Below are 24455 nucleotides of genomic sequence, written 5' to 3'. Positions count from 1 at the left end.
GTGCAACTAAAAACACAATGAACACGGTATTTCATGTACTTAATCAGTAAGAAAAACCGGGCAAAAAGACGCCCGGTCCTTTTTTGTTTATTTTACGTCAGATATTTTATACACCATTCCATGTATTCCTTTGTATACCCTCGGATACATTTGCGCTCCACACTGCTCACATTCAAACATGGGTGGAACAGTTGGATCTCCATCGTCCATTCGATCGAAGTCTCTTACCACTTGATAAGGAATTTTCTCTTCCGCATCACACAGTAGACATTCGTATATTACTGGTGCCTTGATAATAGTTGGTTTGCTTTTGTTTTTCTTTTTGCGTGGTTTGCTGACTGGTGAAATGACGAATCACCCTTTCTAAATAGTTTCTTGTATTGTCGCATAAAGCTACCCGTATCGTTAGTACCCCCTCCTGAAGACAGACTTCTCCCTTATAGATGTAGCAGTTGTCACATTTTGGGCACCTCAAAGGATCCGGCTGTTTGGCAGCCAGAAATTTCTCTCTCCAATTACGTCTTTTTAGTTTAGAACCTATTCTAACGATCCACTTCTTTACTTCCTTCTGCCATTCCGTCAGTAATTTTCTAGTATCACCTTTGGTTTTACGTGAGTACATACCATAATGACGTATAGTTTTGAATTGTTCATCGGGGATATGACGAATTAATCGGGAAATAAACTCCTCCACAGAAATTGTTTCTTTCTTTTGCTGACCATTGGTCTTATCTTTGTAAGTAAAAGTTACGCTTTGACCATCATATGCTTCGATCCGATTCAACCCTATTGCAGGTCGACGCATATAACGCCCAATGTATCTTAGTTGTTCTTCTATCTTTCCCTTTTGTTTTGGTGCATGTATATAGAAACCTTTCCCATTATTTTGGTAGGCTGCTTGAAGTCGTGATTGCACTTGCTTTTTCTCTCTAGGATTTAAATTCTTTCTGATTAGCTTTAAGACAACCGTCTGCCATTGCTTCCGAAGCATCCCAAAAGGTAAGAAATCATATTTTACGTATTCACCTTGTGCATTAATACCTCCCATAGTCACTAACATATGGACATGTGGGTTAAAATTAACTCTTGATCCGAATGTGTGGAGACCTGAGATTATACCAGGAATCACCTTTGTTTTTTTATAAAAGTAATCTCTAAGAAGTTTTGCAGCTTCATCCATCATTGGTTTTAAAAGACGTCTGTGTAGTAAGAAGACTTCACGCAATCCTTCATCTACCGTAAAAATCACATGTCGGTGGTTGACTTGAAACATATCATGGGATATTAGACGGCTCCATTCTTCACTTTCTCCCACTGAACAGGTTGTACAGAAACGTCCTTTGCATCGATAGGCAACTTTTTTTAAATCATGACACCCTTCACATACAAAGAGTTTGAACCCATTAACTACCTTTCCGCATCCCTTGAACTTTTCAACTTCTTTTACAACTATAGGTCTTACCTTGTTTTCATGTTTCAATAAAAATTGATTCCAATGATTATGCTCATCAAAAAATATTCGTTTTAATATATTCTTTTCCATATAACAAATGTACCATGAACCCAGTGTTCATGGTACATTTTCATATACTTTCTTATCTTGTAAGAAAAACGCATGCATCCTTTAAGTGCATTTTGTCTACTCTATTTCTAGAGTGGTTTGGACTAAACATTTGCTCCTGCGGTTACTCGTCGTAAAAAGAATTTTGGCTACACTATTAACGGGGGAGTTTTTGTGGATTGAGAAGTGACTGCGTCACTTCTCAATCCACTTTTTTCGGTAATCTTGTGGCGGATATTTGTCCGTCACCTTCTTGAAATATGTAAAGACATAATGCATTAGGTTTGGATAATGAGAGAACAAATCCTATTTTACTCTTTTAAAATCGGACGAAGAGTCAATTTCGTCCGCTCTGCGCTTATTTACCAATGGTTACTATCTATTTTTTTCAGGTTCCGCGGCTCTAATCATATTCACACTGAATCAGTTAGACTTTTTATAGGAAAAGGAAAAACAATAACGATGATGTATTTGATTTACTAAATTAGCATCAACGTTATGTAACAGCAAAAGTTTTCACTTCGACTGCTTCTTAGATTTATAGCGTTGTGGTGGAAGCGAATGTTCAGTATGAAAAAGAGTCATTTACTATTGTTGGTTTACCCGTTGTTCCTATAAAGAAATCGAAAGAATGTATTTTGAGTTACCAACATACGCTTGGAATTGATATTACTATGAAAAAGATTACGATTCATCTTTCTCCAGCTGACGCTTCCCCACCCTCACAACCTAATTAACATCTCATATTATTTAAATTCTATCTTACGAATGAGTTTAATGGTAAAATTGGTATATATTGATATTAAGGGAGAGAAAATGAGATGAAAAAAATAGTAGGAATTTTACTTTCCTTTGTTTTGTTACTAGTAATCACAACACCAGCAATGGCACATTCAGGAAGAACAGATGCTAATGGTGGACACACATGTCGTACAAATTGTGAAAAATGGGGTTTAAGCTACGGACAGTACCACTATCATAATGGAGGAACTACCCAAAAGACTTCAACGAGTAAATCTCCTCAAAGCAGCTCAAGTAAAACGGGGAATACTAAAACAGAAACAATACATGTTGATCCATATACTCAAGCTGAGACATTAATAAAAACTGCGGAAAGCTATGCAGGATCTCTTAAATGGGAAACTTCATATGACTATAGAGTATCAAAATATTCCAGTAATCCTGTTAGTCAAATTGATATGAAGCTTTACAACAATACAAAAATTGCCATTAATGCAGCAAAAGCTAATACTAATGTGTTTCTTTATAGTAATCTTGAAGAGAGATTAAATGTCTTAAATGATGTATATCTTAGAACACAGGCATATATTGATGCTATAAATTCTGGTGAGAAGTTGTTGGTACAATCTCAAAATTATCAATCTTTCAATAAGCAAGATGCAAGTAGCGATAAAACAAAAAATGCGTATAATGAGCTAATCAAACTTTCCCAAAAAACAAACACGATGATTTATCGAGTATATGGTAAAAGTACACGTGAAGCCATGTTGGAAAAGTATAATGTAGAATAAAAATGACCCTGTGTTCTGAATTCTTCAGAATACAGGGCATTTCTATTTCTAAAATAAAATACATATTGGTACGTGTTTATCAACGATCTAGAAACAGTTCATTAGAGCTTGCTCTGCCACTTCTAATGCCGTAATATTTCCTACCAACGCTTTTTGAACGCTTGTCAATTTTTCATATGTTGCACGTGCCTCTTTTATTTGTGCTTCATGTGCAACTTTTATATCAACTGCTACTGGAAGCTCTTCGATTAAAAATATCACTACTTTTGCTTGTTGTTCATTTATTGCCTTGTCTTTAACTACTTCAAAAACTTTTTCTGCTTCTGTTAATCTAGTAATATCGACCATTGCTTTTTGAACGGTTGTTAACTTTTCATAGGCTACTCGTGCCGCGTAGATGGCTACTCCATCACTGACATTTACTTTAGATGGTAGTGGAAGTGCATTTATCAAAGTAGTCACCGTTCTTGCAGCTGCATTATTTGAAGTAGTTCCTTCCCCGACATCTGTGTTCTTTTTATCGTTCTCACTATTTCCATTACTTGTAAGGGATACAGAAGTAGGAAACAAGATGACTAATCCAGCAGCTTTACCGGTACTCTCTATTTCTTTTATTAGTTCCTTAATCATAGGAAAGGTTTTTTCAGTAGGTAACTTCTCTATTAACGGTAGTATAGTTTTTAATGTTTTATTCGCTTCTTTCGTTTTACCTAAAGCCGTTAGCGTTTCCACTTCTTTTACTTTCTCATAAATCGCTACTGGAACATTTAATTGATCTAATTTCAAGTTGGCTGGTTTTTTATACTGTTCTATTAGTAAATCCCTTGTAACTTTTCCTGTAAATCGATAAAGAATATCCGTTCTTGTATTCAGTTGTACGGATAATTTCTGATATGCTTTTTCAAGTTCCACCCAATCTTTTTCAGATTCAGCTTGTTTTATCTCGTCCATAATAGGGTTCAGGTATTTAACCACATAATTGAATGCATCCATATATGGTATGAGTCCTTTTGTTAATTTTTCATTATACAAAGTATCTAACTCTTTTAGTATCCCTTCCTTATTTGGCCTATCTGATTTTATGACCAAACTTCTTGCATTTTTGTAGTTTTCTTTCGCCAATTTCAACACTTGATATAGTTCTTGACTTGAAACGATTCTTCCATTCTCTGCCGGTTTAACATAGGCATTCGCTGCTTCATTCATGTCAATTTTCGCTTTATCAATCGTTTCTTGTATGGTACTATAAGCGAAACTTACATTTGAATTAGTTAGTAAAGATGCCGCTATCGCTACTGCTACAACTGACTTTTTCCACTTTTTCTTTTTCATGATTCACCTCCAAAGTAATTATCATGACTAAAGCATTGGCTTGGTTTACTTACCTTACTTTATAACCAAGAATATCCTTTATCAACCTAATTAGAACGACAATTCACAACATTTAAATAATAAAGGTCAAAATAGCTCATTTTCCATCTTTTTTGGAATGAATTAAATTGATTGATTGCTAACAATCTATCCACTTTTTTGTCGTAATCTTTCATATAGCATCAAAAAAAGGAATTACCTTGACTAAATTTTGTCGTTATTTTTTCCTACTTTTAAAGCAAAATATTAAGCCTCTCAATCTATTTCTCGATCAAGAGGCTTTCCCTATCCTAGTTTATTTAACTTTGTTTCAATTTCTACTATTGGTACAAAATTCGCTCCTATGCATGTAGATCATGTCTAGGAGCGAATTTTTTAGAAAGCTTTTTTATTTTTAATTCAGGACTACTTTTGAATCTTGCACTATATATTGTTTATCACTATTTGGTACATACCAGTCACCATATATCCCCCCTTTCTCAAGGGAGTGGCATCCGCCATGCAGCTGCTCTTAAATGTTTACCATATTCAGAAACAATAATGGAGTGAAAGTAGCGCCTCGTGTAGAATCGTTTATTATACAGAGACACTTGTTCACAATGTATGTGTTACTAGTTCATTCGAGCAATCTTCCCACTACTTTTTTCATTCATAGACCAGATGACTACAGGAATCAGTAGTAAGGAAAGAAAACCTCCAGCCAATGAAAGAGTCGCATAACTTGTATGTGCAGCTACCATGCCAGAAAGTCCTCCACCCGCAGCACCAGCAAGCGCAACCAATACATCTACTGTTCCTTGTGTCTTTGCCCGCGTTAACGGCAGTGTGGAATCGACGATGAGGGCTGTGCTACTAATCATCCCTAAGTTCCATCCTAAACCAAGCAAAGATAGTGCAATAATTAGTACTACTAGAGAATCACCTGGGGCAACTGCTGAAACAATGCCCGCAGCCATTAACGTAGCACCTGAAGCAATTGTCATAACAACCCTTCCGAACTTATCAACAAGATAGCCTGTCAATAAGGACGGCAAATACATCGAAGCAATATGGAAGCCAATTACCATTCCGATATCATTAATATGATGTCCGTGATGCATCATATGTACAGGTGTCATTGTCATAATCGCAACCATCACTATTTGGGTGATTACCATGACAGTTGCACCTAAAAAGACTCCTCTTTGGTTAGCTATAGCCATGTTAGAATTTGTATCCAATGATTTGCTAGTACTCTCTTCCTGTAACTTGATAATTGCTTTTGAAATGATTAAAGGATCTGGTTTCAATAAAATAAGAAGCACTAGCCCTGCAGTTAGATAAGCAGCAGACCCCAATATAAATGGCCCTGCCAGTGCAGGCACTCCGATTGAAGTAGCAAATTTCCCCATTACCCCAACCAAGTTAGGTCCTGCGAAAGCACCGAACGTGGTGGAAACCATTGCAATACTAATCGCAGTTCCCCGTTGTTTCGAATTGGCTAAATCCGTCCCCGCATAACGAGCTTGTAAGTTAGTAGCTGAACCAGCTCCATACACGAGTAGGGATGCAAACAATAAGAAAATATTATCGCTTATCGCAGCAATCACTACCCCGATTGCCCCTAGACCTCCTGCTAAAAATCCAGTAGCAAGTCCCAGCCGACGCCCAAAGCGTTGTGAAAGTCGACCAACGATGAATGCTGCTCCTGCTGAACCTAATGTTAATAGCGCAATTGGTACCCCTGCAAAGCTATCTGTTCCCAACATATCCTGCGCAAGAAGAGCCCCAACCGTGATTCCAGCAGCAAGTCCAGCTCCGCCGAAAATTTGTGAAATGACTACAATCCATAAAGTACGACGATACAGTGCTTGCAACTTTTTTGGTGAATCTATGTATTTCTGTATCATGGTAGACTGGTTTTCACTAGTAGCTAATTCATTTTTATTCTTAGACATATATTCTCTCTTTTCTACGTTATTTTCATTTTCTAATTCCTACTACTCTATTTTATACTAGATACAATGCCTTTCTGTTCATCATACACGTGTATACTGGCAAGGAACATTTCCAAATGAATTTCATTTTTACTAAAGGTATCGTTCTTTCTATTTTGATATAAATACACTATAATCACCAGCCTTTTTTGTCTCCTACTCATCGTTCACATACATTATAGGGAATTTCAAAACAATAGCTATTTCTCGTGCATGTTCAAAAAAACAAATACCTCCTACACAATATTCATTAAGTGTAGGAGGTATTATTAGTTTAGAATCTTAAATCGTAATCTATTTTCAAAATATATAAAATTTTTATCGGCACAGGGACGCATGTTTTTTCAGTTAAATGCAATTGTAAAAATAACATCAAATTCCGAACCGGTGTTTACTGTTAAAGGAAAAGGAAATGATTTTCCTTTAAGGTCAGCCAATGTTTTTGCATCTGCAGAAAATGCGGCTTTAAGCCCATTCATTGCTGCTTCTGATAATGGGTCATTTCCATTAATTTTCGTAACATTTAAGCCACTAATTAATGTTGTATAGAACCCTTGACTCAAAAATTCTAAAATGCTAACATCTTCTTTTACTGTAACAACTAATGAATTAGAAGCTGTTGATGAAAGCGTAATGTTTTTTTGACTGGCATTAACTTTTTCCACAAAATCTGCTACTTTACTATCAAAGGTTTGTTGTTCCTTCAATGCCACAAGAGGTGCATCTATGATTGCTTTTACTTTTGCCACTTCTGCGAACAATGGACCTGCATATTTATTTGTTTTTGGTAAACCTTCTAATAATATAGTAAGTTCTGCGTATGCTTTTAATACTTCTTCACTTTTGCCAGCAGCATACAAACCCTTTAGGTCTACTAATTTCATATAAATGGTTACAGGGAGCTCTAATTCATTACGTTTTGCATCTGCCGGCTTTTTATACTTCTCTAGCAATAAATCACGAGCCGCTTTACCAGAAAAACGGTATAAAATAGATGTTCTATCTTTTAATTGGTAAGATAACTGATGGTATCCCGCTACCACTGTAGCAAAATCATTCTTTGCTTCTGCATCGTTAATTTCTTTCATCAAAGGATCTAAATATTTTGTTGCGTAATTATACGCATCCATATATGGAACTAAACCTTTGGACACTTTCTCATTATAGAAAGAATCAATGTCATTCAGTTTACTTTCTTTTTCTTTTGCAGAAAGTGTGGATGATACAATTGCGTTTCTAGTAGCCTGGTAGTTTTTCTTTGCACTATTTAATGTAGCGTATAATGATTCGCTTGGAACAAGCTTTCCTTCAAGCGTAGGATATACATATTGGGATGCAGCCTTATTTAACTCACTCTTCACTGAGTTAATAGATTGATCGACAGAGATTGTCTTCCCATAAGCAATTGGAGAGAATGCTAAAATGGAGCTCGATAATAGTGCTGCCGCTGCCGCAGTTTTCACTAGATTTTTTTTCATGATATTCCTCCTTAGTTGTGTTTATTTCCTTGTTATTTCACTTTAAAGCTCATTAATACCGTTGTTATCAGTGACTATCCATACTTGTCAGTTAAATTATTTGTACCCATCAATTGATAAGCCCCTACCGGAAGCAGTAATCGAAATCCTTCAAGTTACTCTAATAATTATTTACCCATCTCCCTGCCTTAAAAGTATTCATCATTCATCTTATGATTAGGCCGAGAAGTAAAGAAGAACATAATGATATAAAAATTTGTTTAACTACTGGAGTTTTGGAAATAAACAATTTTCACTAGCTTTTATAAAAGTGTTGGTTGATCATGATTATTCTTGGAGAAATCGCAAGCATCCTTTAAGTGCATCAGGTCATTACCAATTCCCGAGTCCCTTGGACAACTTCGGCTACACTATTACCGTTAGGGCTATGGAACGTGAAGTTACGCAGTCACTCTTACGTTCGACTTTTTTCGGTAAGCTTGTTCCAGATGTTTATCCGTCGCACGCTTGAAATATGTAAAGACATAGTGCATTGGGTTTGGTTAATGAGTGATTAGATACTTTTCTACTCTTTTAAAAGCGGACGAAGATGCAATTTCGTCCGCTTAGCACTTCTTTATCAATAGATGCTGCCTATTTCTTTTTAGTGCCAAGACTAGAACTCATAAGTATATATCCAGGTGTATTTATTTACACATTATGGCACTTCAAGACCAATTTTTATTCACCCGAGAATACTAGTAGCCAAATTTATATGCTTTCTTAATTTTTCAAAAAAACAAATACCTCCTACACTGTATTCATTAAGTGTAGGAGGTATTATTGGTTGTAAAGAATATTAATTTGCAAAAATTGTCAGAATAGCGCATAATTACATCTAACACAGGAACACTATTTCTCATATCTTTCAATCCTAATAATGTCGTCCATTTTTTGTCGTTCAAAATATTTAATAATACTATGTTTTATAACTTCTTTTGTTTGTCTAGTAGAGGAAGCGACAGACATTTCTTTGGCTAATTCTAATAAGGCTTTCTTTGGCTTTAGTATTTTTTCACAGTTTAAATACTCTTCTATCTCTTTACCATTCTTCTGTTTTAGAATAGTAATGATATTTTGCCAATCTATATCTTCATTACTATTATTGCGTTCAACAGGTTTCTGATTAACCACCTCTGTTCGTGACCTACTATTTTTATTTACTAAAGATAAAATCTCATACAAAGCCTCATCAAGATTTTTTCCTTCGAAGTGAACCAAGATATCAGCTGTTTTACGTAACATATTTGCTAGTTCTTTTGATTGCATGACGCCACCTCAGATTATTTTTTCTATAAATTCTTCTATGAGTAAATCGAAATACTTTGATTGTTTTTGTGCATTGTCACGGGAACGGGGAAGTTGGTTAAAAGAATATACCGGTAGATTAACAGATGCTGCAGTGGATATGCCATCACCATCAGTAATATATCTGTCAAAGGTCTTCCCTGCATGTTGAGTTGAAACGATATGCATCGTTTCCAGATGCGTAGCTTTAGGTTCTCCTCGATACTCATCCACCATATTAAAAATGATTCCACCAAAATCAGTATTAATATATGGAGTAGACAACTCTGCATAATTGTGCATTCCAGCAAAACTTGCATTGAACTTTTGCATATAATCCACTATTAATGAAATACCAGTTGTCGAAAGAAAGTCAGGTAAAACGGGAACAACAAAATAATCACTAGCGTAAAATGCATTCTGCGTCACGATATTGACATTTGGTGGGCAATCTAATAATACATACTCATAGTCATCTTTAACCTGATCCAATAATGACTTGAGAATAGAGAGCTTCTCTATTTCATATCTTGTTTCCTCCAGATGATTCTTCCCTGACTTTCGAGAGCGAGCCAACTGAAGATCTATTAATATCAAATCCTGATGCGACAAAATCATATCGATATGATCAAAAACACGACCTGGCGAATCATTAACTATTTTTTCTTGGACAATATTAGTAAGTTCAAATACGCCATCATTAAAATAACTATCAAAAACGTCCTTTAATGTATTGGTTTCGCTTTTATATACCCTATTAACATAACTATCCACTCCTAATGCTAAAAACGACAAATTACATTGGGGATCCAAATCAACTATCAATATCCGCTTATTTGTTTTTTTCTGTAATCCTACACCAAGGTGCAAAGTGAGCGTTGACTTTCCTACTCCACCTTTCCAATTTATCAAACTAACGACTTTCCCCATTTTTATCTTCCCCCACTTTCCAAATTTCCAAAGATCTTAAAAATCATTATTCCGGTCTTTTTACTAGTGTACTTACGAATGAATTATGTATTCTCGACCATCTTTATCATGACTATTTACCTTATTCCATTTGTACAGACTTTATGTGGTAATAAGGGAGTATTTAGTAATTCTTCTCACCTTTAGAAATCAGTATTGCTTTGAAGACACTTCTTCACCATAACTTAGGGATTAAAAAGATGAGGGAGGGATACGTCATTAAAAACAAATACCTCCTACACTTTATTCATTCAAGTGTAGGAGGTATTATTAGTTATCAAGCATTTTGAATTGTAGTCAGTTATCAGAATAGTGAATAATCTTTTTTTTGAAACAGGGACCCGTTTTTATTTTCCGTTGACTATCCCACTTACAGAGGCAACTAATCCTTGAAGTTTTACGTTTATGTCGTCTACCATTTCTTCTTCTGCATCTCCACCAAAAAATAATGAATTTAATTGTTCTATAAGTAAATTACTTTTTTAATACCAATATTTGTACTATTAAATTCTACAGTATACTTCTTAAATAGGTAATTTTTTTGAAGAGACAGATGTTTTCACTTCTATATCCGCAGGAATATATTTTTATAGAAAAGCTAGTTAAAGAAGAAATGATGGACGAAAGATGTTTGTTATAACTTTTTCAAAGAATAATTTCTATTGTTCCACGTAAATGGTCGTTTTCTTCAAGATTTCGTCGTAAAAATTTTACAAAAAATGTAATCTATACGACATTCTCAAATAATAGAAAGTTCAAATAAATTTTGTCTTATTTACCCTTTTTTATTATATATGCTAGATAATATTTAATATCGAATTATCAGAATGGTTCAGAAATGATTCTAAGACAGGGACCCGCATTAACATCACGTACACTGTTATTTTGACATTTCCGTAAGACTAATAATTCTTTCGTTTCTAGGTTCAAGCTGTTTATACTAACTTTATCCATATCTGAATCAGTATGCTGTAATGAAACAAAAGCTGTACCAGGTATATAATATCGAAGAGTAGGAATGTAAATTGGTTCAAGTTCCATAAAAACTTCATGATTACTACCATCTAAATCCGCAGACATTAGATTTAATTTGTGTGTAATAGGATCAATTTCATTTATATTAAAAAAATACAATTTGTCATTAAATACTATAGAATCATGAATATCATTAAGTACTTGCTTGATTTCAAATGGTGGTATTAATGACATACGATAGGTGGATTTTTTTCTATTCGCATAATGTTTTATAAATACAAAGTCTTTTGTACCATCCAGATAAATACTGTCAACATCATTAAAAATCTCATGATCTGCTGGAATATATACGTTCTTGCCTGTAATTTTGTTAAAAACAATGAGACGTCTATTGAATGGATCATTTCCTTGGATAGTAAATACATGTTCCGTACGACCAAATGGACTACTTGCTAAAGTAATCGGTTCTAAATCATCTTGCTTGCCAGGCGATTTCGAATCATTATCCTTATTCAACTTTGCCAGTAAGTTCAACTTACTCTTTGAGGGTGTTTCATATTTAATTGAAGTACTTTTTTGAATAAATTCTCCACCGCCAACGCCATAAATTCCCCCATGATTACCTTTATAGCTGTATACTCGATACTCTTCGTCTATTTTCAAATCACGGATTTTTATGAGAGAATTATCTTTGTCCATTTTCCATAAAACTGTATTAGAAAGAACTGTCGCTTTTCCAAGTTGTCCAATCTTTAACTCGGTCTTCCCCCACATCACTTTGGAACTCGCAGTTGCTTGATTGATATTTACGATTAACACTGATATAAAAAGAATTAAAAAAATTGCAAAAGCTTTTTTATACATCTATCATTTCCTCCATCCAACTTTAGTATTATATCCTCTATCAAATTACCTGGAACACTAACATTACTTTACATGATATTATGCATTGATTCTATCAGATACTTTCGACATGTATAGACAATACAAATGCCTCTCAACCCATTTTCACGATTAAGAGGCATTTAAACATTGATTATTCTACAGATAATTACTTCTACTGGGGAAAGTGATGCAAAACACGGTTAGGATTTCCATGATTAGGATTTATAGGTGTAGATATTTGACGTTTAAAAAACAACCACCGCCTCCCCTTTATTCATTGAAATGTAGGGGGTATTATTGGTTATCAAGCATCTTGAATTGTAGTCAGTTGTCAGAATAGCGCATTTTTTTCTGACACAGGGACGCGTTTTAAATCTCGTATATGCTTCAAGTCAGTTTGATATACAACAGAAAGAGCCCTTATTTAGGATTTAGTTCTTCTATTTCATCCTCATTAAACTTTATTATTATCCAGCAAATTTATTAGCTGCTCGGATAACTCTCCGATAAAATCATCCGTTTTAATCAAATCATTCTCATTTCCTCGACGATATCCATATTCTAAAATACGCTTGAATTCTTCTTGTAATTCTTCTGTTGTCATGCAACCATACCCTCCTACGTTTTTCACTACATGTTGTATCAATTGATAAAATATAATCTTTTAGTATATTGTAATGCAGAGTCATTAAATATAATGTCGAAATTAGTCGTAATCTATAAATTTAATATTAAATTTCATTCAAAAGGATCTGAGCTGAATAAAGACTTGAAAAAGTGATACGAGTGCTATTTAATAGAGACACTTAAGACAGATGGAGAACCACTAGTAATTGAGTGTTTAACTTCTCTCCTAAAATCGCAATAAATTGTCAGAATAGAACGAAATCATCCTAACGTAATGACGTATTTTAACCCGTCTTCAATCGAATTTTCCAGTTTAAACCCTACGACATCAAACAATAAATCAGTAGATGCATATGTCGCTGGTACATCTCCTACCTTAATAGTGAGCTCTTTCAGATGGCAAAATTCATTTCTAAGTCTCCAGTAAACTTGCATCAAACTTCTGCCCTAAAAATGAAAAAACCTTCAATATCCTTTAAAAAAAGCAGCTGAAGAATTCCGGCTGCTTTTCCTTTCTTAGATCATGAATATTAGATAATATTTATTAGTGAATTGTAGTCTATTGTCAGAATAGGACAGAATTTCTTCTAACACAGGGACATGACAAAATCTTTCTCAACCCATGTCCACTTTTCTCCCCCTCCGTTCTATATAGAAGGTAAAGGGGGAATTCTAATGACTCACTACTTACAAAATTACGCTCGTTTCAATTCAATAGAAGAGATGGACGATGCTGCTGCAAAACATTGCGCGTTCCATCGATACGAGCTAAACAATTCAGACCAACTTGTGCTCGATGTGATCCGAAGGTATTCGGTGAAATATGGGGCTGCCCATTTAAAACACGCAACAATCGAAACAGCTATCGGCAAGTCAAATGCGACTGTTCGTCGGGCGATTCGGAAACTTGAACAGCTTTGCATTATTCAGCGCCTTCACTATGTACGTCCTGTTATGAGCGGGCTAGGTGCTAACATTTATATTATTTTACCCTTCGATGATCAGGGGAGAACGAGCAGTCGGAAGGAGGCGGACAACCCGCATGACGACGAGGTAAACGAGCCGATTTCTGAGAATGAACCGTTATTCTTAAAATCTTCTATTAAAGATCTTACAAACACGTCTCCTATGGAATCGAAAAAGTTATCCACAAGTCTATTGTAACCGTCAAGTAGAATTGAACACTTTTTGCTAATTTAGATTGAACACTTTTGCCTAAAATAAATTCTGCCGGTTTTTCATCCGATAACTGTCTCCATTCATGTGTACTACCTCCACACGATGTAAAAGGCGATCTAAAATAGCTGTAGTAATTCCTTCATCTCCCATTAACTCTCCCCATTGATCTGGACTCTTATTAGATGTTAAGATAATTGAACTTTGTTCATAAAGATGATTGATCATTTGGAAGAACAGATTTGCCTCACGTTGATCCATTGCCATGTACATTAAATCATCAATAATAACTAAATCAGAAGCTCTTAATCGTTTCATCTGCACCTGTGATTTATGTGCAAATTCTTCTGTTTTAAGTAATTGAATTAATTCTCCCATGGTCACAAAGTACACTTGAAACCCTTTATTAATCGCCTCAATGCCTAAGCCTACGGCTAAGTGTGTTTTCCCTACTCCTGGTGGTCCTAATAAGATCAAATTATACTGTTGTTCCAGCCAATTTATTTCTTGGAGTTGAGTAAGTTGGCGTTCGCTTAAAGAATTTTGTGCTTCAATACTAAATTCCAGTAGGGTTTTCTGATAAGGGAATCGTGCCCACTTCAATCGTCTTTCTACACTTTTAGCTTCTCTTTTCTTTAATTCAAAGTGGGTGATGGCCTCTAGGAATTCCAAATAGGTCCAGGAAGATTTTTCAGCTTCGCGAAGGAGCTGTGGGAGCTCCTCTGCTGTTTCAGCTAACCGTAATTGTTTGAAATGGCTCTGAATTTCTTTTACGGTATGATTCAAGAAACATCGCCTCCTAAAATGCTTGTGTAAGTACTTAAAGGGCGTGTTTCTACTGGTATATCGGCTTTATTAATCGGCCGTTTCTCGTGTGCTATAGAAACTAATGGTTCCTGCTGAGATTGTTTTTTTAAGTAAAGTACAACGTCTTTAAAATCATTCGCGCTATACATGTTTTCTTTGATGCATTTCTCAAGTGCCTTATCTAACCAGGTTGAATCATTTATCGAAACTGAACGGAAAATTTCTAAATGATCCCGACGATAACGCGGGTATTTCTCCAGCACTTTCTCTATGTACACTTTAGCTTTCTCTTCATTTTCAAATGCTGATAGAAGCCCATTTTTTAACGCCTCGATACCTTTAGAACGATCCCTACCATGATTTCTATTCTTTATAAGAATACCTTTTTCCTTGCTGATTATATGTTTGGCTATGACTTCGCGATTCTTACTACTTCTGATAATTAACTGCTTGTCATTTGAACCCTTTATTTCAATGAATACCTGATTATTTCCTTTTGTTTTGTAAGTACCTATCGGCACGGAGTATCGATTAGACTCAAATCTAACCGTGTTGTCCTTCATTACATTTCTTGATATACTTGACTCATTCATACTTTCTATTGAAAGTAGGCTAGAGACCGGTTGTAAGTGTTGCTTTTCGAGGAGAAACACTTCTACTGGTCTTTTTTTCGTTGTGTAATGTACATTGTGATTTCCAGTACGTTCTAGCCACTGAAGTGCTCGTTCATTCCAGTCATCAATATCTTTAAAAACTCGACTATCTGCGAAGTTTCCTTTGATAAATTTGACAACATTTTCAATCATTCCTTTTGATTCTGGATCTGCCTTGCGACATAGATGAACCCGAAAATTTCGTTCTTTAACATACGACTGAAAGTCGGTAGTTAGAATTAAATCACCAGCGTTCTCGCTAACTGACAGTAAGTGATCCTGGTCGTATACTATTTCATTTGGCATTCCACCATAAAAATGAAAGGCATTTTCATGGCAGCGAATCGCATCTCTTGTTGTAAAAGGACGATCTTGCCATTCCATGTATTTCTGGCGTGAATGTGCCAAAACAAATGCGATAAAGTAAAGTTTTATTTCTCTTTTACTCACTGTTTTCTGCTTTGTTTCTCCCCAGTCAACTTGCATTTGTTTCCCCATAGGCTGTTGTTGTATTGCCTCATACTGTCTAATTTGAGCAGTCTTTTCAATTTGATATTTCTCTCTCACTTCTTGGACATATAATCGAACCGTACTGTCCCCAATCTCTAGATTTGGAAACTTTTCTAATAACCAATCTTTAATCTGAGCCGCACTTAAGTGTGGATACTCTTCCAACCAGGCAACTATCCAATCCAGATGCACATCTAATTTCTTCTTCCTTGTTTTATATTCTTCAAATTGTTGTAAAGCCTCTTCAAAGCTCATATCTAAATATTTATAGACTGTCGTTCGAGATATTTTAAACTGATTTGCGATTTGAGAAACTGTTAAATTTCTTTTAGCGAGTTGATGAATTTCTAAATAAAGCACTAATTTTCCCTCCACTTGTCTGACCCCCAATAAACGAATATATCTAGTTTACTGAAAATCTATTAGATTAGCGAAAGTGTTCAATGTTATTTAGCAGAAACTGTTCATTTTATTTTAGCGTTTACATCTATTTAGCAGAATGAAAGAATTGCTTTCGAATACAATTGGTGAAACAAAAACAGCACGCAATTTTTTTGGCATCCACCTGTCTTTATCAAGTGATATGTTGCGTTTTGATATTTATAAAGAGGATGGAGAAGTTTTTGAAGACCTTGCCTATCGTGCGCTGAAAATTGCAGTGATGGCAACAAAGCGAAAACAAATTCGTAACTTGCCTGGTTATTACAAAGGTGTGCTTCGCAAATTGATTGATGAGACGTATTTTAAGGATATGTTTATGTATTTTGACGTCCCACTAGGAGATTTTTATTTTCCAGAGAATTACGAGCCATCATAAAATAAGAGTGCCAAGTATGGACACCATTCGCGCTCTTCAGCGAATTGTGGCCGCACTTGGCACCCGTGCAAAGCAACTAAAATTTGTTCTCTGTGTTAGAAACAAACGTGAATGTTTCTAACACAGGGACATGATTTGATATGTAATAGTGAAATGTAGCTTATTGTCAGAATACTTTTGAATTGTTTCTGGCGCGTTGAAGCTTCACTTGATGATTTTAAAACATAAACTCTTTAATCGCATCACAAACTTTATCCACATCCTCTTCACTCAAATATGGATGCATCGGTAAAGAAAGCACTATATCACAAAGGTTATTAGTAGTTTCAAAGTCTTGATCATTAAATTCCAAATAAGCAAAAGCATCTTGTTTGTGCATTGGCTTAACATAATAAACCATACTAGGAATACCTTCTTCTTTTAATTTTGCTTGAAGACCATCTCGCTGATCATTATTCTTTAGCTTAATAGTGTACTGGGCAAAACTTGAGTAATATCCCTCTGGTATGCTTGGAGTTTCAACAATTCCATTTAATCTTACATTATATAAGTTATACACTCGGTTTACATCTTCTACTTCATGATTGATAAATGCTTTTAGTTTTACTTTTAATACCGCTGCTTGAATAGTATCTAATCTTGAGTTAACACCAATTCGAACATTATCGTACTTATTCTCGCCTTTTCCGTGAACTTTTAAAGACTTGAGTAATTCCGCTAATTTATCATCATTAGTAAAAATGGCCCCGCCATCTCCATAACAACCTAGAGGTTTAGCTGGAAAGAAAGAAGTAGTTGCTGCGTCTCCAAAACTACATGCTCTTTTCCCATTAATATTACCACCAAATCCTTGGGCACCGTCCTCTAAGACTAGTAAATTATACTTCTTAGCAATTCTCTCTATTTCAGGATAATTTGCCGGTAGACCAAATAAATCAACAGGAATAATAACCTTTGGAGTCAACTTTCCTTCTTCAATCGTCTTAATAATTGCTTCTTCTAATTGAATTGTATCTATATTAAATGTTTCTCTATCTACATCTACAAAAACTGGAGTTGCACCTTTAAAGGAAACAATCTCTCCAGTTGAAAAGAAGGTGAAATCTGGTATAAATACTGCATCTCCTTCTTTGATTCCCCAAGACATCATTATTAAAGTCATTGCTTCCGTTCCATTTGCACAGGAAATACAGTGTTTTACCCCAACATAATCTGCTAATTGTTCTTCTAGCTCTTTTACTTCGTTACCACCAATGAAATTGGCATCATTAACAACTTTTTGTATAGCAGAGTCAATTTCTTGTTTATATTTCTGGTATTGAGTCTTTAAATCTCTGAATTCCATAATCCAACATCCTTTATCCAATTTAATTTTTACCCTTTTTAATTTCCTGTTAGTTTAGTAAGTATGTACTCTCTTACATTTTTGACATTTCAACTCTTCTTTTAAGAACTGTCCACATTCGAAGACATAACCTTTTGTATGTATCCCTGCTATTAAAGCATAATCTTAGTGGCACGTTTGAACCACTTATAACAATTCAATTATATCATTGCTTTAGAATGGTGGTGAACAAAAGAATAATCTACAGTTGAGTGAGCAGTACAGCAGAAAGAGCCCTTATTTAGGATTTAGTTCTTCTATTTCATCCTTATTTAACTTTATCCTTATCCAACAAATTTATTAGTTGCTCAGATAACTCTCCAATAAAATCATCCGTTTTAATCCAATCATTCTCATTCCCTCGACGATAGCCATATTCTAAAATACGCTTGAATTCTTCTTGTAATTCTTCTGTTGTCATGCAACCATCCCTCCTACGTTTTTCACTACATGTGGTATCAATCAATAAATAATAATCTTTCAGTATATTGTAATGCAGAGTCATTAAATATAATGTCGAAATTAGTCGTAATCTATAAATTTAATAATAAATTTGATACAAGAGGAACTGAGTTGAATAAATACTATAAAAAGTGATGCGAGTGCTATTTATGTTTTCATTTCCTTTTATTGATCATGTAAACTAGAGAATATTTAAAAAGGATGGTTGTCTGTTATCAGAGTAGTGTAGAATTGTTTTTTTACACAGGGACAAAAAAAGGAAAGAAAAAAGCGCAATCCTAATAGGGCTACGCTTTCTTCTTTCCCTAAATAGGGAATACACTCGGAAAATTTGTTAATGTTGCTTAGTTAAACCGTAACTGACAATTTCATCATTCATCTCGTCAGTGCAGTTATGTCGTCTGATATGGAACCATCAGACCTTAAGGTGCACTTCCACAGAAAAGTTTTCTTTCACTTGCAGATAAAATACGCTGGATCAAAACCTAAATATATCGGTTCCCGACGAGAGTATCTTTCGCCAGTAAAGCAAATTTTCCGCCAAGGCTGTGCAAATCATCCATTAGATTCTCTTGTAAACTCATGGTTTACCAGTCCCTTCCTACGGTAGTTCCGCCTTGTACTATTTATATACCCCGCTTAAAAATGATTAAACATCTTTTATTTAATTTGTTCAAACTTTTTTAAGTTATTTTTGAGGAGGAAATCTGCTCAATCATATTTGTTGAAAACTACTCCCTTTACACAGCCTCTACTTCCTTTCCTAGAGCAAGTATAATAGATAATATTTAATAGTGAATTGTAGTCTATTGTCAGAATAGTGTAGAATTGTTTCTGACACATTTGGTCGACCCCCTTATAATGGACACTTAGAGTGTTATAATTGTGCAAATACAACCATTTGAGAGGGGTCTGTTTATGAACATTCGAAAGAAAACCAAAAAACGTTAACTAAAGCAGTGACGACAAAAAACGAGTTGCATATTACACCTTTTTTTCGCAATATTTTCTACTTAATCGCACCTGTTTTGAATTGTTGTTAATACTCAGAATAGTATGTAATTATATCAAACAAGGACGCGTCAGTAATTTGACGCTTACACATCTAGCTTTTTAACATACTTTTTTATATATGTGTAAACAATAGCTATTAAACTTAAGTTAAACATAGCTCCTATTATACTATAGATAATAATAACGAATATCGGCTCTAAATTCATGGATGCAAAATAGATAATAGATATTCTGACAATCAATAAGACTATTTCATAAATTAATAAATATTTTTGCATTTTAAATAGTTGAATTGTTAGCATTGCCGGAGTATTTACAAATGCACATAGTAACCAAAAACTTAAAAACTTTGAATATTCTCCTGCTACTGCCCATTCAGCACCTAGTGCAAAGCTAAATATGTCTGGAGCATACAAGTAGATAATTACAAAAGGGACTATGGCTATTACTATTAAAGTTAAAGTATATTTCAATAAATACATATGATATCTTTTAATATTACTATTAAAAACTTTTGTCAACTCTTTGAAAAAGACATCCTTTACAGAAGAAGTGATTACAGCAATTGGAAATTGGACTAATCTTATGGCCATTGCATAGTATCCTACAACCGCCGAACTAAAAGATATTGAAAATAAAATTATTATAAAATTACTTGAGAAAGAGTTAACAAGAGATTGAGTTGCATTATATTTAGGTAAATCATTATATTTTATAGCAACTTTTTTGATCCCCTTCTTACTAAAAAAATAACTAGATTTTATATCTTTATTGAATTTCCGTAAATAAAACAGTGTGACAGCAAACTGACCTATTAAATATCCAAATATTAAAGACTTAGTACCCAGATTTAGAAGTCCACCCACAATTTGAGAAGATGACGTTACAGTACTTTGTATTAATTTAGATTTGGAAATAGTTTGATAAGATTCACTTCTAACAAACCAAAAATTAAGAATGTTTGATATTCCTAGTAAAAACGCGGTTAGAGGCAGTATTAAGTAAATGCTCTTTAATTCATCTAGTTTTAGAACACTGATAAAAAAGTCCTTCCCAATAATCAGGGTAACAGTTAGTAATATAGTCATCATTATTACAATTATTATCGTAAGATTAAAGACAGATATAGCTTCTCTTTTAGATTTTGGTATTACAATAGCTAATTCGTATTTAAAAGTCATGATAATAGTGATAAATACCAACAAAGTTGTAAATACTGTTAAAGTACCAATATCTTCAGGACTAAATAATCTAGTTAACAATGGAGAAGCTGCTAACACAATAATTTGACTTAAAATTGTGCCTGATAAAAGAATTAAAATTGATTTAAAAATCTTATTACTATAAAGTGATTTTAGCAATTTCATACTATATTAATAATTTTTTTTAAATATTTCTTTGATTTATTTCTTTCACTTTCTAGTATAACTTCAACCTCTTCATAGTCAATATTTGGAATAAGTTCAATTTTTTCTATATTATTTATTTGTCTGTTTTCAAGTCTGAATTTTTTCAAAATATTTTCCAGCCTAGAATTAACTTTAGCATTACCAGGTAATAACTGCATAAAAAATTGTTTTTTAAAGTTTATAGAAAACGCAACTCCATGAAATGAATTTGTTACAATAAAACTAGCATTATAAAACAAATCAAGCCAATCATTTACTGATACTTCAGACATATTGATCATATCTCTTTTTTTATATATTCTATTTGAGATATAAAAAATCACTAAGTCATGTTCTTTAGCAATTTTTCTCGCTAAGTCTAACGTCTCTTTTGATTCTGCTATTAAATATACTAAAAGATATTTTGTATTTGTATATTTGTAATTATTGCTGATTAAAATGGACCAATCTTTATAATCCAATAAAAGTGTTGGGTCTAATACTACTGGATGCTTTTCCCCTAATAAATTTTCTATAATATCTTTTCCCTGTGTTTCTCTTAAAGTGATAGTATTGAAATCACGTAACCGTTCTTTATACTCAATTACAAATGATTCTGGTATTGTACTTACTCCAAAACTAGCAGCATAAGCATTTTTTTTTGAAACATCATCTACAAAACTCAAAAAATACGCACTATCAAATCCACCTGTAAAGTAGCTCCAAACCTGATCGCTACCTGTAATAAAAACATCATATTCCTTATTTAACTCTTTCAACTGGACACTGTTATTATATGCTTTCAAACTTAAAGGTAAATAGTCGCTTCTAAAATCTTGAAATACTTTTGTATCTTTTTTAAATGCACCGTTTCTTAAAACAATTGATGCAAACATTTTAGCTGATGGTAAGTTTCTTAGTGAATATGGTTGATATAATTTTTCTATAAATTCACACCGATAGTCAATTATTTCACATTCTACCCCCATTTTTTTTATAACATTAGATAATGCATACGCTTGTAATATCCCACCATAATTATGCGCCCTATGAAAAGTAATAATTCCACATTTCATTAAATTTAACCTCACAGTATATTAATTTTATTTTATTTTATTTGTCTTTGCCATACCATATTCCAAAATACTATTAATAATAATATATAGGTTGGAATATAAATTAAATGACTGAAAAGTGACACAAACAAAAATACTATAATTGAAATCATATATACAAAAGTATCATCTGATTTTGCTTTTCTCATAATTAATAAACGATATAATAAAATTACCCAAAAAACAATATATAGCATTAAGCCAAATAAACCATAGTTAAAGAAAACTTCTAAAAAATCATTATGAGCTGATAATCCACCAGTATAAATACTAGTAGAATTAACTCCATGTCCCCATAATATCTCAAATATATTACTGATTTTTAATTCATTAAATAGGATATATATTATGTCTGTTCTACCTGAACCACCATCATTGAATATATTTAGAATTTTCTCATCAATTTTGGAGTTAAAAATTTCAACAGTCGCATAGAAAGAAAAAATAACCAAAAAAATTGATAAACTGATTTTAAGATATTTTAAAAACACTTGATAATAAGAATTGTTTTTAGAAATATTCCTTAATATTTCTAAACTAATTATAATTAGCGCTATTATTAAAGCGGTTCTTTTTGAAGAATATGCAGATAAAATTAATATATAAAAAATACCTAAATATTTTACAAAAACATTCTTATTTATAAGAACAAACAAAATTGAAAGAATAGAATAGTAAATAGTGTTAATATAAATTCCATTAACTTCACCTAATATAATAGTTTCATAAGAAAAAGTTAGCATTAGGAAAAAACTTAGAATTAAAAATAAATTCAATACAAATTGAAGATTGCTTTTTTTTATTGAAAAAGACGCTGCTAATGTAATTAAAGGGAAATAGAATATTATTAATACATAACCTAGATTCAAACTGTTATTTATTAGTAGGTATATTAAATAATATAATATGTAAAAAATAGAGAATATATCTATAACCTTAAATTTAGACTTATTTAGTATTTTAAAATAAATACTTAACATTACATAAGTTAGTAAACAAAATAATATTAGAAGTTTTAAATAATAATCAAATATTATTATTCCGTATGTACCTAATACGCTGATTACAATATACATGCTTAGCAACAGAATAATTAATCTATCTATACTAAAAATTAATTTATTATTTTTCATTTAATCTTTCCTTTAATATTTCAATAAAGCTTCCTATTGAAGAATTGTATTTATCCCATGTTAATTTCTGAGCTGTTTTCATAGAATTAAGAGACATTTCCTTGATTTTATGACTATTTTCAATAAACCAAATCATTTTTTCTAAAATCTCGTTATGTTTGTGAGGCGATATAATAAAACCATTATAATAATCCCTTATTTCTTCACTTATTCCAGCAGTTGTTGCACAAATTACAGGAATGCCTGATGCTAATGATTCTAAAACTGATAATCCAAATCCATCTGAAATTGAGGGGAAAATTAAAATGTCTGTTTGGGAATAAAAATCATACATTTTATCTCTAGTTAAATGTCCGAGAAATTCACAATTATTAGGGGCATTAATTATATTTGTATCTTTTTTATTATAGTGACCCGCTATTAAAAATCTAACTTTAATGTTCGGATATATTATAGGCAATATTTCATTTAAAGCTCTTACAGCATCAATAAAATACCATGCGCCTTTATTTTGTGTCACTCTGCCAACAAAAGAAAATACTATTTCATCAGGTTTATTTTTTGATCTTCTATTATAATTATTAATATCTATTCCATACTTAGCTTTATGAATTTTTTTTTCATTAATTTGGTTATATAATAAGGATTTTTTAGTAAAATGCGATGCTACTAAAAAATAATCTGCTCTAAATATTTCTTCTTCGGAATCAATTATATCTTTGTTATATTTTTTAGATTCAATTTCTTTTCTTAAAAAATTTGAGTCCCCATCATATTTTTTTATATCATCTTTTAATAATAAATTCATATAGTTTATACTTGGTGCAGACATATCCAGTACCTTTATTACTTGGGGTAAATGGTGATCTAACTTTTTATATAATGAAAGGGATAGCGTATCATAAGATATGACAACATTAATATTATGTTTTTTTATATATTTAAAAACTTTTGAGTTAAATCGATTAAGCATAATTTTTTTAATTATATTTGAAATATAACTTTTTTTTTCTATTCTACTTAAAAATAATATTAATAAATTATACAACTCTCCGAATTGTACAATCTCACTATCTTCTAATAAATTTGACTTTCTACTTTTAGCTCTCTTTAAATTATCTCCTTTTAAAAACTTTAAGATTTTTAAAGTAAGAGAATTATTCTTTAAATATACTGTAGTTATATATTTATCCAAAATACCGTGTTCTTTGAATGCTTCAGCGGTTTTAAATGAATGCTGTTGAGCAGGATGAACTACTATTACTTTCATACTATCTTCCATAATCTCTCCTTACC

21 protein-coding genes are annotated in these 24455 nt (G+C 33.0%); 4 read left to right on the top strand and 17 right to left on the bottom strand.

What is annotated here, in order from left to right; genetic code table 11:
* Window positions 1-256 precede the first annotated feature (256 nt).
* Entirely contained in the window at window positions 257-1543 is a 1287-nt protein-coding gene (locus tag PB01_RS03960; protein ID WP_151698987.1) for an IS91 family transposase, read from the bottom strand.
* A gap of 566 nt (window positions 1544-2109) precedes the next feature.
* Here PB01_RS03960 and PB01_RS21855 point away from each other — a divergent pair.
* Together PB01_RS21855 and PB01_RS20855 are read left to right on the top strand one after the other, a co-directional pair.
* The gene (locus PB01_RS21855; RefSeq protein WP_192797466.1) at window positions 2110-2298 is read left to right on the top strand and encodes a magnesium chelatase domain-containing protein; all 189 of its coding nucleotides are present in this window, start codon (window positions 2110-2112) and stop codon (window positions 2296-2298) included.
* A gap of 147 nt (window positions 2299-2445) precedes the next feature.
* Window positions 2446-3093: a YHYH domain-containing protein gene (locus PB01_RS20855; protein ID WP_404815112.1), complete on the top strand. Its 648-nt coding sequence runs from the start codon at window positions 2446-2448 to the stop codon at window positions 3091-3093.
* Window positions 3094-3180: 87 nt separating this feature from the next.
* Here PB01_RS20855 and PB01_RS03945 read toward each other — a convergent pair whose 3' ends face one another.
* The 8 genes from PB01_RS03945 to PB01_RS20845 form a co-directional block, all read right to left on the bottom strand.
* A complete protein-coding gene (locus tag PB01_RS03945; protein WP_151698985.1) occupies window positions 3181-4425 on the bottom strand; it encodes a BAR domain-containing protein in 1245 nt (414 codons plus the stop codon).
* A gap of 650 nt (window positions 4426-5075) precedes the next feature.
* Window positions 5076-6401 (bottom strand): MFS transporter, encoded by a 1326-nt coding sequence (locus tag PB01_RS03940; RefSeq protein WP_151698984.1) that lies wholly within the window; start codon window positions 6399-6401, stop codon window positions 5076-5078.
* Window positions 6402-6784: 383 nt separating this feature from the next.
* Complete coding sequence (locus PB01_RS03935; protein WP_151698983.1) at window positions 6785-7918, bottom strand: hypothetical protein; 1134 nt, start codon at window positions 7916-7918, stop codon at window positions 6785-6787.
* A gap of 891 nt (window positions 7919-8809) precedes the next feature.
* On the bottom strand, window positions 8810-9226 hold the full coding sequence (locus PB01_RS03930) for a hypothetical protein (protein ID WP_151698982.1): 417 nt from the start codon (window positions 9224-9226) through the stop codon (window positions 8810-8812).
* Between the two features lie 9 nt (window positions 9227-9235).
* Window positions 9236-10174: a ParA family protein gene (locus tag PB01_RS03925; protein WP_151698981.1), complete on the bottom strand. Its 939-nt coding sequence runs from the start codon at window positions 10172-10174 to the stop codon at window positions 9236-9238.
* A gap of 861 nt (window positions 10175-11035) precedes the next feature.
* Window positions 11036-12052 carry a hypothetical protein gene (locus tag PB01_RS03920; RefSeq protein WP_151698980.1) on the bottom strand — a complete coding sequence of 339 codons (1017 nt, stop codon included), beginning with the start codon at window positions 12050-12052 and terminating at the stop codon, window positions 11036-11038.
* A 475-nt stretch (window positions 12053-12527) separates the two neighbouring features.
* Window positions 12528-12677 (bottom strand): YwzD family small protein, encoded by a 150-nt coding sequence (locus PB01_RS20850; RefSeq protein WP_192797464.1) that lies wholly within the window; start codon window positions 12675-12677, stop codon window positions 12528-12530.
* 284 nt (window positions 12678-12961) lie between these two features.
* Window positions 12962-13135, bottom strand: coding sequence for a hypothetical protein (locus tag PB01_RS20845; RefSeq protein ID WP_192797576.1), 174 nt, complete (start codon window positions 13133-13135; stop codon window positions 12962-12964).
* Window positions 13136-13375: 240 nt separating this feature from the next.
* Here PB01_RS20845 and PB01_RS03915 point away from each other — a divergent pair, with 240 nt between their 5' ends.
* Window positions 13376-13864: a helix-turn-helix domain-containing protein gene (locus PB01_RS03915; protein ID WP_192797463.1), complete on the top strand. Its 489-nt coding sequence runs from the start codon at window positions 13376-13378 to the stop codon at window positions 13862-13864.
* A gap of 51 nt (window positions 13865-13915) precedes the next feature.
* Here PB01_RS03915 and istB read toward each other — a convergent pair whose 3' ends face one another.
* Window positions 13916-14662 (bottom strand): IS21-like element helper ATPase IstB, encoded by a 747-nt coding sequence (gene istB / locus PB01_RS03910; protein ID WP_151698978.1) that lies wholly within the window; start codon window positions 14660-14662, stop codon window positions 13916-13918.
* Window positions 14659-16206: an IS21 family transposase gene (gene istA / locus PB01_RS03905; protein WP_225986247.1), complete on the bottom strand. Its 1548-nt coding sequence runs from the start codon at window positions 16204-16206 to the stop codon at window positions 14659-14661. The genes istB and istA overlap by 4 nt, the downstream gene beginning before the upstream one ends.
* A 139-nt stretch (window positions 16207-16345) precedes the next feature.
* On the opposite strand from istA, the gene PB01_RS03900 reads away from it, so the two are divergent.
* On the top strand, window positions 16346-16663 hold the full coding sequence (locus PB01_RS03900) for a hypothetical protein (protein WP_151698976.1): 318 nt from the start codon (window positions 16346-16348) through the stop codon (window positions 16661-16663).
* Between the two features lie 217 nt (window positions 16664-16880).
* Here the strand turns inward: PB01_RS03900 and PB01_RS03895 are convergent, their stop codons facing one another.
* The 6 genes from PB01_RS03895 to PB01_RS03875 all read right to left on the bottom strand — a co-directional run bounded on the left by PB01_RS03895 (window position 16881) and on the right by PB01_RS03875 (window position 24441).
* Window positions 16881-18008 carry a DegT/DnrJ/EryC1/StrS family aminotransferase gene (locus tag PB01_RS03895; protein WP_151698975.1) on the bottom strand — a complete coding sequence of 376 codons (1128 nt, stop codon included), beginning with the start codon at window positions 18006-18008 and terminating at the stop codon, window positions 16881-16883.
* A gap of 307 nt (window positions 18009-18315) precedes the next feature.
* Window positions 18316-18468: a YwzD family small protein gene (locus PB01_RS20840; RefSeq protein ID WP_192797462.1), complete on the bottom strand. Its 153-nt coding sequence runs from the start codon at window positions 18466-18468 to the stop codon at window positions 18316-18318.
* Window positions 18469-19606: 1138 nt separating this feature from the next.
* Complete coding sequence (locus PB01_RS03890) at window positions 19607-20890, bottom strand: lipopolysaccharide biosynthesis protein (RefSeq protein ID WP_151698974.1); 1284 nt, start codon at window positions 20888-20890, stop codon at window positions 19607-19609.
* Complete coding sequence (locus tag PB01_RS03885; protein WP_151698973.1) at window positions 20887-21987, bottom strand: polysaccharide pyruvyl transferase family protein; 1101 nt, start codon at window positions 21985-21987, stop codon at window positions 20887-20889. The genes PB01_RS03890 and PB01_RS03885 overlap by 4 nt, the downstream gene beginning before the upstream one ends.
* Window positions 21988-22019: 32 nt before the next feature.
* Window positions 22020-23159, bottom strand: coding sequence for a hypothetical protein (locus PB01_RS03880; protein ID WP_151698972.1), 1140 nt, complete (start codon window positions 23157-23159; stop codon window positions 22020-22022).
* On the bottom strand, window positions 23149-24441 hold the full coding sequence (locus PB01_RS03875; protein ID WP_151698971.1) for a glycosyltransferase family 4 protein: 1293 nt from the start codon (window positions 24439-24441) through the stop codon (window positions 23149-23151). The genes PB01_RS03880 and PB01_RS03875 overlap by 11 nt, the downstream gene beginning before the upstream one ends.
* Window positions 24442-24455 lie beyond the last annotated feature (14 nt).

The sequence above is a fragment of the Psychrobacillus glaciei genome (assembly GCF_008973485.1).
GTDB lineage: Bacteria > Bacillota > Bacilli > Bacillales_A > Planococcaceae > Psychrobacillus > Psychrobacillus glaciei.
The sequence above is the reverse complement of the archived record's forward strand: the minus strand, read 5'-3'. Positions and strand labels throughout refer to the sequence as shown.